General features: G+C 52.4%; 13 protein-coding genes. 10 read left to right on the forward strand and 3 right to left on the reverse strand.

Annotated features, from left to right (window positions below):
• Window positions 1–12: 12 nt before the first annotated feature.
• Genes dinB through map form a run of 3 tightly spaced genes read right to left on the reverse strand, consistent with a single transcriptional unit; the run spans window position 13 to window position 4639 of the window.
• Entirely contained in the window at window positions 13–1188 is a 1176-nt protein-coding gene (gene dinB, locus LG203_RS03515) for a DNA polymerase IV (RefSeq protein ID WP_328486430.1), read from the reverse strand.
• A gap of 17 nt (window positions 1189–1205) precedes the next feature.
• On the reverse strand, window positions 1206–3794 hold the full coding sequence (locus tag LG203_RS03520) for a [protein-PII] uridylyltransferase (RefSeq protein ID WP_230344510.1): 2589 nt from the start codon (window positions 3792–3794) through the stop codon (window positions 1206–1208).
• Between the two features lie 5 nt (window positions 3795–3799).
• The gene (map, locus tag LG203_RS03525; protein WP_268867344.1) at window positions 3800–4639 is read right to left on the reverse strand and encodes a type I methionyl aminopeptidase; all 840 of its coding nucleotides are present in this window, start codon (window positions 4637–4639) and stop codon (window positions 3800–3802) included.
• Between the two features lie 184 nt (window positions 4640–4823).
• Between map and rpsB the strand changes: the two genes are divergently transcribed.
• The 10 genes from rpsB to LG203_RS03575 all read left to right on the forward strand — a co-directional run bounded on the left by rpsB (window position 4824) and on the right by LG203_RS03575 (window position 15049).
• Window positions 4824–5573 carry a 30S ribosomal protein S2 gene (rpsB, locus tag LG203_RS03530; protein WP_015830110.1) on the forward strand — a complete coding sequence of 250 codons (750 nt, stop codon included), beginning with the start codon at window positions 4824–4826 and terminating at the stop codon, window positions 5571–5573.
• Window positions 5574–5660: 87 nt separating this feature from the next.
• Window positions 5661–6536, forward strand: coding sequence for a translation elongation factor Ts (tsf, locus tag LG203_RS03535; RefSeq protein WP_230344511.1), 876 nt, complete (start codon window positions 5661–5663; stop codon window positions 6534–6536).
• Between the two features lie 127 nt (window positions 6537–6663).
• Window positions 6664–7380 (forward strand): UMP kinase, encoded by a 717-nt coding sequence (gene pyrH, locus LG203_RS03540; protein WP_013442264.1) that lies wholly within the window; start codon window positions 6664–6666, stop codon window positions 7378–7380.
• Between the two features lie 27 nt (window positions 7381–7407).
• Window positions 7408–7965 carry a ribosome recycling factor gene (gene frr, locus LG203_RS03545; RefSeq protein ID WP_013442263.1) on the forward strand — a complete coding sequence of 186 codons (558 nt, stop codon included), beginning with the start codon at window positions 7408–7410 and terminating at the stop codon, window positions 7963–7965.
• A 39-nt stretch (window positions 7966–8004) separates the two neighbouring features.
• On the forward strand, window positions 8005–8754 hold the full coding sequence (locus LG203_RS03550) for an isoprenyl transferase (protein WP_230344512.1): 750 nt from the start codon (window positions 8005–8007) through the stop codon (window positions 8752–8754).
• Between the two features lie 3 nt (window positions 8755–8757).
• The gene (locus LG203_RS03555) at window positions 8758–9594 is read left to right on the forward strand and encodes a phosphatidate cytidylyltransferase (protein ID WP_230344513.1); all 837 of its coding nucleotides are present in this window, start codon (window positions 8758–8760) and stop codon (window positions 9592–9594) included.
• A 15-nt stretch (window positions 9595–9609) separates the two neighbouring features.
• On the forward strand, window positions 9610–10803 hold the full coding sequence (ispC, locus tag LG203_RS03560) for a 1-deoxy-D-xylulose-5-phosphate reductoisomerase (RefSeq protein WP_230344514.1): 1194 nt from the start codon (window positions 9610–9612) through the stop codon (window positions 10801–10803).
• Window positions 10800–12152: an RIP metalloprotease RseP gene (gene rseP, locus LG203_RS03565; RefSeq protein WP_230344515.1), complete on the forward strand. Its 1353-nt coding sequence runs from the start codon at window positions 10800–10802 to the stop codon at window positions 12150–12152. Before ispC ends, rseP begins: the two co-directional genes overlap by 4 nt.
• 5 nt (window positions 12153–12157) lie before the next feature.
• Window positions 12158–14506, forward strand: a complete 2349-nt coding sequence (bamA, locus tag LG203_RS03570; protein ID WP_230344516.1) for an outer membrane protein assembly factor BamA — start codon at window positions 12158–12160, stop codon at window positions 14504–14506.
• A gap of 39 nt (window positions 14507–14545) precedes the next feature.
• Entirely contained in the window at window positions 14546–15049 is a 504-nt protein-coding gene (locus tag LG203_RS03575) for an OmpH family outer membrane protein (protein WP_015830106.1), read from the forward strand.
• Window positions 15050–15051: the final 2 nt, after the last annotated feature.

A 15051-nucleotide genomic window follows, 5' to 3' on the forward strand; every position in this document is an offset into this window, starting at 1 on the left:
CCCAGTCTTTTGTTACTCAAAAGGGAGCGGCGCTTGTTTCTGTGTCGGATTTTCGCTGTCTTCCATCGGCATCAGCTGGCTGAGTTTTACGCCTAGCAGGCGTATCTTCTTGGTCAGTGGTGCCCGTTTGAGGCATTCCCCGGCCGCTTTGCGTATGGCTGCGGCATCGCTGATCGGGGAGGGGAGCGTCAGGTCTCGCGTGACGCTGGTGAAATCCTGATAGCGTAATTTGATGCCTACCGTGCCTGCCATATAGCGCTTGGCTTTCAAATCCTGGGCGACGCGCTCGCACAGGCTGGTGAATATTTCCCCAAGGCGGGCACGGTCGTGCCTGACATGCAAATCGCGCTCGAAAGTCGTTTCCCGGCTTATTGATTTGGGTTCGGAGTAGGTGGTGACCGGGCGATTGTCTTGCCCATTCGACACATTCAGCAGCCAAGCGGCATAGCTGCGGCCAAACGTCGATTGCAGAAGCCCCACCTCGGCTTGAGCCAGTTCGGCAATGGTATGAATATCTATCGTAGCAAGTTTTGCGACCGCTTTTGGTCCTATGCCATTGATTTTGCTGACGGAGAGTGGCCAGATGCGCGATTGCAGCGAGCTTTCGTCCAGCAGGGTCAGGCCGTCCGGTTTGTCGAGATCCGAGCCTATCTTGGCCAGTAGTTTGTTGGGGGCGATGCAGATGGAGCAAGTGAGCCCCGTGGCGCTGTAGACAGCATCTTTCAAACGCTGGGCAAGCGCCTGACTGGGCTCGGTATGGTCAGTGAGGTCGATATAAATCTCGTCTATGCCTCGGTCTTCCACATGCGGCGCAATATCCCGCACGGCTTGTTTGAATAGCCTGGAATAATGGCGATACGCGTCAAAATTGGCAGGCAGGATAATCGCGTCTGGCGCCTTGGCGGCCGCCTTCATTAATCCCATGGCAGAAAAAACGCCGAGCGCGCGGGCTTCGTAAGTGGACGTGGTCACCACGCCGCGACCGGCATAATCTCCCAGGCGTGCGAATTGCCAGCGACCATCAGCAAGTTGCCGTGGCATATCAATCGAACGGCCACCGACAACGACCGGGAGTCCCTTTAATTGGGGGTAATGCAACAACTCCACCCCGGCAAAAAACATATCCATATCCAGATGGGCAATGCGTCTGGGAGGGCTGAGAGGAGAAGGGCTTGTGGCGATAGACACGGAGCAGAAGTGCCCTGTTACAGCTGACGACTGAGATCTTCTTTGAGGTTTTGCAGGGCGCTATCCGTCAACGCCTGGCCAGACTTGCCTGAAATAAGGAACGTGTCTTCCGCCCGATTACCCAATGTGTTGATCTTGGCGGTGTGCAGGTGGATGCCATGGGCGAGGAAGGTATGCGCCAGCTGGGACAGCAAGCCTGGCCTGTCGCCCGCCACAATATCCAGCAGGTGATAGTTGGATTGGCCTTCGCGCTGCAGCTGGATGGTGGCGCTTATCGGCATGTGCTTGACCTGCCGGTTGAGGCGGCCCTGCAGCGGTGTTTCCAGCGGTTGTTCGGGCATGAGCTTTTGCGTCAGTTCGTATTCGATAAAGTTGAGCAGGTCACGGTACACCACCGACTTGCTGCTCTGGTCGGCCACCAGAAAGCTATCCAGGGCATAACCATGGCGACTGGTGTGGATACGGGCTTCCTGAATGTTGTAACTCATGCGATCGAAAAAACTGCAAATGCGGGCAAACAGGTCGTCACGGTCACGCATGTAAATCATGGTTTGAATGCCATCGCCTGCTGGGCTCAGACGGGCACGGACGATCGGTTTTTCGGTATTGAGATGGGGCAACAGCAAGCGGCTGTGCCATGCAATCTCCTGGCTGGTGTGCTTGAGAAAGTAGCTGGGGCCGAGTTGTTCCCATAATGGTTGGTAACTGGGCTTTTTGATGCCGTAATAGCTGAGCGTTTCTTCTGCTTGCTGCTGGCGCAGCTTGATCTCGATATTGCAGTCTGCATTGGCGCTGGCGTCACGCATCAGGCGCTGGGCGGCGGTAAACAGGTTTTCCAGCAGCTTGGCTTTCCAGGCGTTCCATACCGCCGGGCTGGTGCCGCGGATATCGGCCACGGTGAGCAGGTAGAGCGCGGTCAAGCGACGCTCGCTGCCCATCTGGCGTGCGAAATTTTCGATGACCAAGGGATCGCTGAGATCAGCTTTTTGGGCGGTGCTGGACATGATGAGATGCGCCTCAACCAGCCATGCCACTAGCTCGCTGTCTTCGCGATTGAGTCCATGCGCCTTGCAGAAACGTTTGGCATCGACGGCGCCTAGTGTTGAGTGGTCGCCGCCGCGGCCTTTGGCAATGTCATGAAACAAGGCACCCAGATAAAGCAGGTAGGGCTTGTCAAACTGCATGAAGAGCTGGCTGCACAGCGGAAACTCATGCGCCAGCTCGGGCAGTGCAAAGCGGCGCAGATTGCGCAGCACATTCAGGATATGCTCATCCACCGTGTACACATGGAACAGGTCATGCTGCATTTGCCCGACGATGCGGCCGAAGGCGGGAATGTAGTTGCCCAGAATGCCGTAGCGATTCATGCGGCGCAGGGCATGGGTGACACCGTCTGGCTGTTTCAGGATATCCAGGAACAGCTGTTTGTTGAGCGGGTTTTGGCGGAAGTCGCGATTTACCAGCTTTTTAACCCGATACAGCGTGCGAAGCAGCGTGGGGCTCATGCCCGTTAATTCAGGATGCTGCTCCAGCAGTAAAAAGCTTTCCAGAATGGTGGTCGGATTTTTTTGCAAAAGGGCGCTGTAACGCGCATCCAGCAAGTTGTTTCTGGCTTCGAAATGGTCGTTGATCAGCACCGCAGGAGCGGCATTCGGGTAGATTTTTTCGCGTAGCAGTTGCAGCAGGATCTCATTCATCAAATGAATGAATTTGGCGCTGCGGTAGTAGTTGTGCATCAACTGCTCACTGGCGCGTTTGCTGCGGCTGGTGACGTGATTGAGCTGCTTGGCCAGATCATTCTGGAAGTCAAAGATCAAGCGGTCTTCGCGGCGCCTGGCAAGATAATGCAAGCGGATGCGCAGCATCTGCAAATATTGCTCATGGCGACGGATCTGGCGTGCCTCCTGCGGGCTGATCAGGCCATGCTTGACCAGGGTGCTCCAGGCGCTACCCAAGCCCAGGCTGCGCGTAATCCATAGGATGGTTTGCAAATCGCGTAATCCGCCCGGACTTTCCTTGATATTCGGTTCAAGGTTATACGGCGTATGGTTGAACTTGGCATGGCGCTGGCGTTGCTCCAGCATCTTGGCTTCAAAAAACGCCTGCGTATTCATGTTGGCTGCGAATGCGGCCTGAAATTGGGCATAAAGCTGCTTGTGCCCGGCTAGCCAGCGCGATTCCAGAAGATTGGTCTGTACCGTCACATCTTTTGATGCTTCGTCGGCACATTCGCTGAGGGTTCGTACGCTGTGGCCTACAGCCAGGCCAATATCCCAGAAGGTGCCTACCAGCGCTTCAATCTGGTGATCCAGTGCCTTGTCATAATTGTCGGGCAGCAGAATCAGCAGATCGACATCGGAATGTGGAAAAAGCTCGCCGCGCCCATAACCGCCGACGGCGATCAGGCATACATCCTGGTTGAGGCCTGCGTCCAGCCAAAGTGCTTGCAGAAGCTGGTCTACGAATTTGGAGTGCCCTTTTAACAGGGCAGTGGTATTGCCGGACTGCTCAAAAGCCTCTTGCAAGGCATGTTGGCGCGCATGCAGTTGTTGGCGCCAGTCTTTCGCCAGGCTGGCGTGATGAGTATCCGGCAATGCTTGCGACATGCTTGCTAGATAAAGCTGGGAATGGCGGGCGAGCCATCAGAAACGGTGAGAACTTCATACCCGGTGTCTGTGACCAGCACGGTGTGTTCCCATTGCGCCGAAAGGCTGTGGTCTTTCGTCACGATCGTCCAGCCATCGCCCAGTTGCTTGATGTCGCGCTTTCCGGCATTGATCATGGGCTCAATGGTGAAGATCATCCCCTTTTGCAGTTTTACACCTGCACCGGGTTTTCCGTAATGCAGCACTTGCGGGTCTTCATGGAATTTTTTACCTATGCCATGGCCGCAGAACTCGCGTACGACGCTGTAACCGCTTTTTTCTGCATAGACCTGAATGGCATGGCCGATATCGCCCAGCGTCGCGCCCGGCTTTACCTGTTGTATGCCCAGCCACATGCACTCATAGGTAATGTCGCACAGACGCTTGGCCTGAATGGAGGGCTCACCCACCATGAACATGCGGCTGGTATCGCCATGGTAGCCATCCTTGATCACGGTAATGTCCAGATTCACGATATCGCCATTTTTCAACACCTTGGGCCCTGGCACGCCATGGCAGATCTGGTGGTTGATGGAAGTGCAGATCGATTTGGGGTAGGGCGTGTGGCCGTGCGGCGCATAATTGAGGGGCGCTGGGATGGTTTTTTGTTCATTTACCATGTAGTCATGGCACAGTTTGTCGAGATACTCGGTGGTTACACCAGCCTGGACATGTGGCGTGATAAAATCAAGCACTTCGGAGGCAAGGCGGCCTGCGATGCGCATTTTCTCGATATCGAGTTCATTCTTGATGGTAATTGCCATATTCACTACATAAAGCCGAAGCTTGTTTTTCCTTGAGTTCAGACAGTCGCTTATGTTAACATATTGCACCCGTTTAGCAGCTTAATTGGCTGTTGGCGGCCTTAACCAGCATGCGCTGAATGTTTTACCCGCATGCGAAATCTGCACACACGCCCCGTACAGGGTGTCCGTTTATACGGATGTTGGTTGGGCGTGTGGAAGCAATTAACCCTTACTGGAGACTTTTATGTCCGTAACTATGCGTCAAATGCTGGAAGCCGGAGTTCACTTCGGCCATCAAACCCGCTACTGGAACCCCAAGATGGCACCGTTCATCTTCGGTGACCGCAACAAGATTCACATCGTCAACCTGGAAAAAACCCTGCCATTGTTCGAGGATGCACTGAAGTATGTGCGTCAACTGGCTGCTAACAAGGGCCGTATCCTGTTTGTTGGCACCAAGCGTCAAGCACGCGACATCATGAAGGAAGAAGCTGAACGCGCTAACTGCGCTTACGTTAACCACCGCTGGCTGGGTGGCATGCTGACCAACTTCAAGACCGTCAAGCAATCCATCAAGCGCCTGAACGACTACGAAACCATGCTGCAAGATGGCAGCCTGGACAAATTCGGCAAGAAAGAAGCCCTGGGCTACAAGCGTGAAGTTGAAAAGCTGCAACGCTCTATCGGTGGCATCAAGGAAATGGGTGGCCTGCCAGACGCGATTTTCATCGTGGACGTAGGTCATGAAAGCGGCGCTGTTACTGAAGCTGCCAAGCTGGGCATTCCTGTTATCGGTGTTGTTGATACCAACAACTCTCCAGATGGCGTTGCTTATGTTATTCCTGGTAACGATGACTCCAGCCGTGCGATTCGTCTGTATGCCCGCGGTATTGCGGATGCAGTACTGGAAGGCCGCAGCCAAGCCATCACGGAAATCGTGAAGTCTGCTAGCGAAGAAGAATTCGTCGAGGTTGAAGAAACCGCGGCAGAGTAAGACCCTGATAAAAGGGGGCGAAAGCCCCCTTTTTTATACCTGTTATATGGCCTAGTCTGGCCGAAATCATCATTGAAGGAGCAAATAATGGCTGAAATTACCGCAGGCATGGTAAAGGAATTGCGTGAGCGCACTGATGCGCCCATGATGGATTGCAAAAAAGCACTGACAGAAGCCGAAGGCGACATGACCCGTGCAGAAGAAATTTTGCGTGTACGTTTCGGTAACAAGGCAAGCAAGGCTGCTGGCCGTGTTGCTGCTGAAGGTACCGTTGGCATCAGCATCAGCGCTGATGGCAAGACTGGCGCCATGGTAGAAGTGAACTCTGAAACTGACTTCTGTGCCAAGAACCAGGATTTTGTGAACTTCGTTAACGAACTGGCAGCTGTGATTGCCAGCAACAAGCCAGCCGATATCGCTGATGTTGCAGGCCTGAAGATGGGTTCCGCTACCGTTGAAGAAAACCGCACTGTGCTGGTTGGTAAGATTGGTGAAAACATCACCCCACGTCGCTTCCTGCGTGCAGATGCACAAGGTAAGCTGTACAGCTATGTTCACGGCAGCAAGATCGGTGTCGTGGTTGATCTGGTGGGTGGTGACGAAGCTCTGGGCAAGGATATTGCCATGCACATTGCTGCTGCCAAGCCCAAGTCGCTGGATGTGAGCGGCGTGGATGCAGCCCTGATCGAAGCTGAGCGTCGTGTGGCTATCGAGAAGGCTAAAGAAGCTGGTAAGCCAGACGCCATGCTGGAAAAGATTGCAGAAGGTACCGTGCAGAAGTTCCTGAAGGAAGTGACGCTGCTGAGCCAACCTTTCGTCAAGGATGACAAGCAGTCCATCGAACAATTGCTCAAATCCAAAAACGCCTCCGTTGCCTCTTTCACCATGTACGTCGTGGGTGAGGGCATTGAGAAGGTTGTTACCGACTTCGCTGCTGAAGTCGCTGCTGCAGCCAAGATCTAGGCTGCAGTTTCCCTGGTAGTAAAACCGCGGGGGCTTCACCCCTGCGGCTGTAATGATGTACTCGCTGCAAAACGATAATGTGATTTAATAACGCATTGTCGTTTTGCACAACTCAGATAGGAGCCCCATGACATCCCCCGCCTTTAAACGCATCCTGCTTAAATTATCTGGTGAAGCCCTCATGGGTGATGACAGTTACGGGATTAATCGTGCGACCATTTCACGGATTGTGAATGAAATCAAGGAAGTGGTGGATATGGGCGTGCAGGTGGCCGTGGTGATTGGCGGCGGCAATATCTTTCGTGGAGTTGCGCCTGCGGCTGAAGGCATGGATAGGGCGACGGCCGACTATATGGGCATGATGGCAACAGTCATGAATGCATTGGCTTTGCAGGATGCCATGCGTCACATTGGGCTGGTGAGCCGCGTGCAGTCCGCCCTCAATATCGAGCAGGTTGCCGAGCCTTATATTCGCGGCAAGGCGATTCGTTATCTGGAAGAAGGGCGCGTGGTGATCTTTGGTGCCGGTACTGGTAATCCTTTTTTCACAACAGATACTGCAGCAGCGTTACGCGGTATGGAGATGAATGCTGAGATCGTGCTGAAAGCCACCAAGGTCGATGGGGTTTATACCGATGATCCCAAGACCAATCCCGATGCCATGCGTTACAAAACACTGACTTTTGATGAAGCCATCATCAAGAACCTCAAGGTCATGGATGCGACGGCACTGACGCTGTGTCGCGATCAGAAATTACCTATTTCCGTATTCAGTATATTCAAGCAAGGCGCCCTGAAGCGTGTAGTCATGGGCGAAGATGAAGGTACGCGCGTATTGCCTTAAGGCATGCGCCAGGTTTAGGAGAGAGTGATGCTCAACGAAGTAAAGAAAAACGCAGAACAAAAGATGCAGAAATCCCTGGAGTCGCTTAAGAGTGACCTCGGTAAAGTGCGTACGGGCCGTGCACACACCGGCCTGCTGGATCATGTCATGGTGGAATACTATGGCTCCATGGTCGCAGTGAATCAGGTAGCGAACGTTACTCTGGGCGATGCGCGTACTATCAACGTGCAGCCTTACGAAAAGAACATGGTGGCCAAGATCGAGAAAGCCATCCGTGATGGTGATCTGGGCCTTAACCCCGCAACCAATGGTGACGTGATTCGTGTGCCCATGCCCATGTTGACGGAAGAGCGTCGTCGCGACCTGATCAAGGTCGTGCGTACCGAGGGTGAAAATGCCAAGGTGGCTATCCGCAATGTGCGCCGTGATGCCAATGATCAGCTCAAGAAGCTAACTAAAGACAAAGAAATCAGTGAAGATGATGAGCGTCGCATGCAAGATGAAGTGCAAAAGCTGACCGACCGTTTTGTGGCTGAGGTCGACAAGCTTCTGCAAGTCAAAGAAGCCGACCTCATGGCGGTGTAGTCTGCCGTGTTTGATTTGTCCTTAGAAACGGAGTCTTGATTGGCGCTTTTTTTCAGCTCCACGCAATCCATTCCCGACACCGCGGAGGTGCCACGCCATATTGCCGTCATCATGGATGGTAACGGTCGTTGGGCCAAAAAACGCTTCCTGCCGCGGGTGGCTGGTCACAAGCGTGGCGTGGAGGTTGTTCGCGATATCGTCAAGCAATGTGCAAGTATTGGTGTTGAATATCTGACGCTGTTTGCCTTTAGCAGTGAAAACTGGCGTCGACCGCAGGAGGAAGTCTCCTTCCTGATGGGGCTCTTTATGGAAGCCTTGCAGCAAGAGGTTTCCAAGCTTCATAAAAATAATATTCGCCTGGTGATGATAGGCGACCATTCGCGTTTTGATGAATCCTTGCGGGATCAAATCGCACGTGCGGAAGCGCTGACACGTGATAATACGGGGCTGACCCTGACCATTGCCGCTAATTATGGTGGACGTTGGGATATCCTGCAGGCGGTAAACCGCTTGCACGCTGAGCGCCCTGAGCTTGCTGGCAATTACAATGAAGAGCATCTGGCGCCTTATCTTTCCATGCATTATGCCCCAGAGCCTGATTTATTCATTCGCACGGGCGGAGAGCAGCGTATCAGCAACTTCCTCCTGTGGCAGCTGGCATACAGCGAGCTTTATTTTACTGATACCTTATGGCCTGATTTTGACTCGGCTGCTTTCGAACTTTCCATTGCATCTTATCGTCAGCGAGAGCGTCGTTTTGGCCGTACCAGCGAACAGTTGCAGCAATAAACCATGTTAAAAGCGCGCATTCTTACCTCCCTGGTACTCATACCACTTTTCTTGGCTGCGCTGTTCTATCTTCCCGAGGTGTACTGGGCATTGCTGATGCTCGTCATTATTACCATCGGTGCATGGGAGTGGACGAGCATGAATCGGCTGGGCGGTGGGCAGTTATATCCGGCGGTGACATTTGTCATTGGCCTGCTCGCGGTTGCTGTCACTGACACATCGTATGTGTTCATTCAACAGCATCTTCTGTTCTGGGGCTTGCTGGCTTCTGCCATTTTTTGGACCTTTTTTGTCCCCATCTGGCTATCCGGACGTTTCCGCATTCGAAACCAGATGGGGATGGCCGTTATCGGGTGGGTAATCCTTATCCCGACCTGGCTCGCTTTTGTCAGTTTGCACCGCATCAAGCCGGGGCTTTTGCTTGCCTTGATGGTTGCGGTATGGATTGCCGATAGTGCAGCTTATTTTGCTGGCAAGCGTTTTGGCCGCCATAAGCTTGCACCGCAAATCAGCCCAGGAAAAACCTGGGAGGGTGTGCTGGGCGCTTGGCTGGCCGTCAGCATATATGGGCTCATACTTTGCAGCGCATTGGGAATCACCCCCTGGATTATCCTGGGACTTTGGGGCATTACTGTGCTGAGTATCATGGGTGATCTTCTGGAGTCGCTAGTGAAGCGACATGCCGAAGTAAAGGACAGTGGTCGCTTGTTACCTGGGCATGGTGGCGTGCTTGATCGCATCGATGGCTTGACCTCAAGCTTGCCGCTGGCAGCGTTCTTTATTTATTTCCCGTTGTATTACCACTACGCCTATCCTTTGTGGGCAAGTGTTTCCCAATAGCCCTGGGGGCGAAATTTGTTACAGTCATCACCACAAAACATTACCATCCTCGGTGCTACTGGCACCATCGGGCTCAATACGCTGGATGTGATTGCCCGGCACCCTGATAAATACTGCGCATATGCATTAACGGCTAACGGTCGTGCCGAGGCCTTGTTTGATCTATGCAAGCAATATCATCCGCGATATGCCGTGCTGTTGCAGGAGGCCGCGGCAGATCGCCTGCGGCAGATGCTCCTCCAGGCGGGTATTGAAACGGAAGTCCTGTTTGGCATGGATGCCCTGGAGCAAGTCGCTTCTGCTCCTGAGGTGGATGCAGTCATGGCCGCCATCGTGGGCGCGGCCGGTCTCAGACCCGCCATGGCGGCTGCCCGTGCCGGCAAGCGCATCATGCTGGCCAACAAGGAAACGCTGGTGATGGCGGGCAGCTTGTTCATGCAGGCGGTGGAGGAGAGTGGTGCGACCTTGCTGCCTATCGATAGCGAGCATAACGCCATCTTTCAGGTTATGCCTTCCAAAAAACATCCTGACCTTCACAGCGGCGGTGTACGCAAAATATTGCTGACGGCATCCGGAGGTCCATTCCGCAACGCCAGTCGGGAGCAATTGCTGCAAGTGACTTCGCAGCAGGCGCTCAATCACCCCAATTGGGTTATGGGACCAAAGATCACCATTGATTCCGCCACCTTGATGAACAAAGGTTTGGAAGTCATTGAGGCAAAATGGCTTTTTGATGCAACGCCCGAGCAGATTGAGGTAGTGGTCCATCCGCAAAGCGTCATTCATTCCATGGTGGAGTATGTCGATGGCTCAGTGCTGGCGCAATTGGGTAATCCTGACATGCGCACGCCCATCGCCTATGCACTGGCTTACCCTGAGCGCATTGATAGCGGAGTGGGCTCGCTCGACTTGTTCAAGATCGCCACATTGAATTTTGAACGCCCGGATACTGGCCGTTTCCCATGCTTGCGCCTCGCTTTTGATGTTCTGAAGTGCGGTGGAACAGCGCCGGCGATTCTTAATGCGGCTAACGAAGTGGCTGTCGAGGCGTTTCTGCAGTCTCGCATAGGGTTCATGGATATCCCCGCTCTTATCGAGCGCGTGCTCTCACAGTCCACCATTCAACCCGTTACTGACATTCCTAGCCTGATTGCCGCTGACCAGGTAGCCCGCCAGCTGGCAGAGGAGTGGATGGTGCAATCAGCATGATCACCGTTATCGCGTTTATCGTTACGCTTGGCATCCTGATTACGATTCATGAGTATGGGCATTTTCAGGTCGCGCGCTGGTGTGGCGTCAAGGTCTTGCGATTTTCACTGGGCTTTGGAACGCCATTGCTGACCAGGCATATCGGCAAGGACAATACCGAATTTGTACTGGCGGCTTTCCCCTTGGGCGGCTACGTGAAAATGCTGGATGAGCGCGAAGCTCCAGTGGCTGAGCATGAGTTGCATCGCGCTTTCAATCGGCAATCTGTATGGAAACGGATGCTTATCGTGCTCGCGGGGCCCGTCGCCAACTTGTTACTGGCCATCCTGCTTTATTGGGTGCTGTTCATGCATGGCGTGATGGGCATCAAGCCATTATTGGGGGATGTTCCTGCGCAAACACCAGCAGCGATTGCCCAAATGCAGTCAGGCGAGCTGATTACCGACATCGCGGGCGAGCCTGTCGCCAGTTGGCAAGACGTGCGCTGGATACTGATGCGCCAGGCACTCTCTAACGCCCCGGTCTCAGTGGAAGGACGACTGAACGATGTTTCCCTGCATCACAATTTGAAGTTATCTGTGTTGGATAAAGATGATTTTGAAGGTGACTTCCTGCCAAAATTGGGCCTTGTGCCTTATCGCCCCAGTATGCCACCCATAGTGGGAGAAGTGATTGCGGGCGGGGCGGCACAAAAGTCTGGTTTGCAGCCAGGAGATAACATCCGTGTAATTGATGGGCTTGCCATTACTGCCTGGGATCAGGTGGTGGATACCATACGACAGCATCCACAAAAGCCATTGAGCGTTACCATTGTGCGTGATGGTCAATCTGTGGACTTGCAGGTTATTCCTGATAGTGTTCGAGAGAATGGCAAGGAAATAGGCCGGATTGGGGCGGCGTACAAGGCAAACCAAAACGAGCTGGATAAAATCATGACGACCGTGAGCTACTCACCAGGCGTGGCGGCTGGCAAAGCGGTTACCAAGACATGGGAAACTTCGATTTTTAGCCTTCAAATGCTGGGAGGCATGCTGACTGGTGATGTATCTTGGCGCGGCATGAGTGGGCCGGTGACAATTGCCAGTTACGCCGGGCAGAGTGCACAAATTGGCTGGAAAGCTTTTTTAGGCTTTCTGGCGCTCGTCAGCATTAGTCTTGGCGTGCTAAATCTGCTTCCTATCCCTGTGTTGGATGGGGGGCATTTGTTGTATTATATTGTTGAGGTTTTCAAGGGCAGCCCGGTTTCCGAGCGTGTCATGGAAATTGGTCAACGTATTGGACTGGCGCTGCTTGGGTTGTTGATGGCATGCGCTTTTTATAACGATATAAATCGATTGATAACAGGCTGATCTGAATGAATTTAAGCATCAAGCTTAAGCATATACCGTTTTTGGTATTTGGTATGTATGCAACATCAGCAATGGCATTGGAGCCATTTGTAGTGAAGGATATCCGGGTGGACGGGATACAGCGTACCGAGGCTGGTACGGTATTCAACTACTTGCCCGTCAAGGTCGGTGAGACCATGGATGATGACAAGGCGACCCAGGCGATTAAAGCGCTTTATGGCACCGGATTCTTCAAGGATGTGCGGATCGAGGCAGATCAGGATGTGTTGGTCGTTGTCGTTCAGGAGCGAGCAGCCATCGCTCAACTGAATTTCAGCGGCAATAAATCCTTCCCCAGTGACAAAATGAAAGAAGGTCTGAAACAGATTGGTCTGGCTGAAGGCTTGATTTTTGACCGATCCATGCTGGATCGCGCCGAGCAGGAAATCAAACGTCAGTACCTCTCCCAAGGCAAATACGGCGCCACCGTCAAAGCCGTTGTTACTCCTCTGGAACGAAACCGCGTAGCTGTACAGTTCAATATTGAAGAAGGTGCCATCTCCAAGATTCGCAGCATCAATATTGTTGGTAATCAGGCTTTTGATAGCAAAACCCTGCTGGAAACCATTTCATTGACCACGCCGGGTTGGATGACCTGGTGGAACAAAAATGATCAGTACTCCAAACAAAAATTGACCGCTGATCTTGAGACCTTGCGGTCTTTTTACATGAATCAAGGTTTTCTGGAATTCAATATTGAGTCTACCCAGGTCTCGATTACTCCAGACAAGCGTGACATTTACATCACCATTAATATCAGTGAAGGTGAGAAATACACCGTTACCGATATCAAGCTGGCTGGTGAAATGCTGCTGGCGGAAGAAGAAGCCCGCAAGCTTATCAGCCTGCAAACAGGTGAATACTTCAATCGTCAGAAAATTACAGAATCCAGCAAGGCCATTGGTGATCGTCTTGGTAATGACGGTTATGCATTCGCTAACGTGAATGCTGTTCCCGACGTTGATAAAGACAAGCATACCGTTGCCTTTACCTTTTTCATCGATCCAGGCCGCCGCGTATATGTGCGCCGTATCAACCTCACCGGAAACACACGTACCCGCGATGAGGTGTTACGTCGCGAAATGCGCCAGATGGAATCCGCATGGTATGGCGCTGACAAGATTAATCGTTCCAAGCAACGTCTGGAGCGTTTGCAGTTCTTCTCGGATGTTAACGTGGAAACGCCTGCTGTACCGGGAACGAATGACCAGGTGGACCTGAACATCAATGTCACGGAAAAATCCACTGGCAGCGTGATGTTCGGCGCCGGCTTGTCCAGCGCTGAAGGTGTGGTATTCGGGGTTACAGTGAACCAGAACAACTTCCTGGGTACGGGTAATCGGGTGTCTGCTCAGGTGAATACCGGTAAGGTTAATACCATTTACTCGCTGAGCTATACCGACCCTTACTTTACGCCTGATGGTATAAGCCGTACCTTCAGTGCCTATCGCCGTGATATTGATACTTCCTACCTGAGTACTGGTAGCTACAAGACATCCTCTTACGGTACAGGTGTGAGTTTTGGCATGCCATTGAATGAACGCGACTCGGTCAGTGCGGGTCTCACCTTCGACTTTACCCAGGTAGATTTAACCTCTAGCAGCCCGATTCAATATCGCCGCTATTGTGGCGACGCCAATGCCAATGGTTGTGACAACACTAGCGTATTGCTTAACTTGGGCTGGGCGCATGATACTCGCGATAATGTCTTGTTCCCCAACAAGGGCGTTTACCAGCGATTGAGTTCTGAAATTGGTTTGCCTGGGCTGGACCTTCAGTATTACAAGGTCGAGTACAAACATTCATGGTACAAGGACATCACGCCCAATATTACGTTTATGCTGAACGGTGAAGCGGGCTATGGTGATACTTATGGCGACAAGGACTTCCCATTCTTCAAGAACTTCTATGTTGGTGGTGTAAACTCGGTGCGTGGCTATCAGACCAGTTCCATTGGCCCGCGTCTGTATGACACAGTAAATGAACGCGGGTATGCTATTGGCGGTACCAAGCGCCTGCTGGGTAATGCCGAGTTGTATTTCCCTATTCCTGGCATGAAAGATTCGAAGCAATTGCGGCTAAGTACCTTTATTGATGCAGGTAATGTTTACACATCTGATGAGCGTATGGATCTTGGCGATTTACGCTATTCAGCAGGTATTGGCGTGAGCTGGTATTCGCCATTCGGGCCTATCAAGCTGGTGCTGGCAAAAGCGCTGAATGCGCGTAATGATACCGTCCAGACGGATGGCAAGACCTTGTATAACGATGACAAGACACAGATTCTGCAATTCCAGATGGGTTCGCAGTTCTAAGCTGTTTGTATGATTAAGTGTTAAATATTGGAGAATGAATTGAGTAAATTATTGAAAAGCCTGGTCTTGACAGCGTTTGCTGCTTTTACACTGAATGTGTCGGCAGCGGAGCTCAAGGTGGGTTATGTGCAAGTGGACAAAATTTTGCAGGAAGCTCCACAAACGGCTGAAAGCGGTAAAAAACTTGAGAAGGAGTTCAGCCCGCGTACCCAGGAGCTGGATCGTCTCCAAAAGCAGATCAAGGATATTGAAACATCGCTGGACAAAGACAGCCTGACCTTGTCAGAGACGGATCGCCGCAACAAGGAACGTGATGCATCCAATCTCAAAATCGAATTTCAGCGTAAACAACGCGAATTGCGTGAAGATGTGAATATGCGCAAGAATGAAGAGTTGGGCGCCTTGCAAGACCGTATCAACAAAGCTGTGACCTCGGTATCCGAGGCTGAAGGTTATGATCTGGTTGTTTATGGTGGCGTAGCTTATGCCAGCAAGAAAATCGATATTACCGACAAGGTACTGAAAGCTCTGGGCAAGAAGTAAAC

Origin of the sequence: Methylovorus mays, assembly GCF_020531915.1 — a bacterium.
Taxonomy (GTDB): domain Bacteria; phylum Pseudomonadota; class Gammaproteobacteria; order Burkholderiales; family Methylophilaceae; genus Methylovorus; species Methylovorus mays.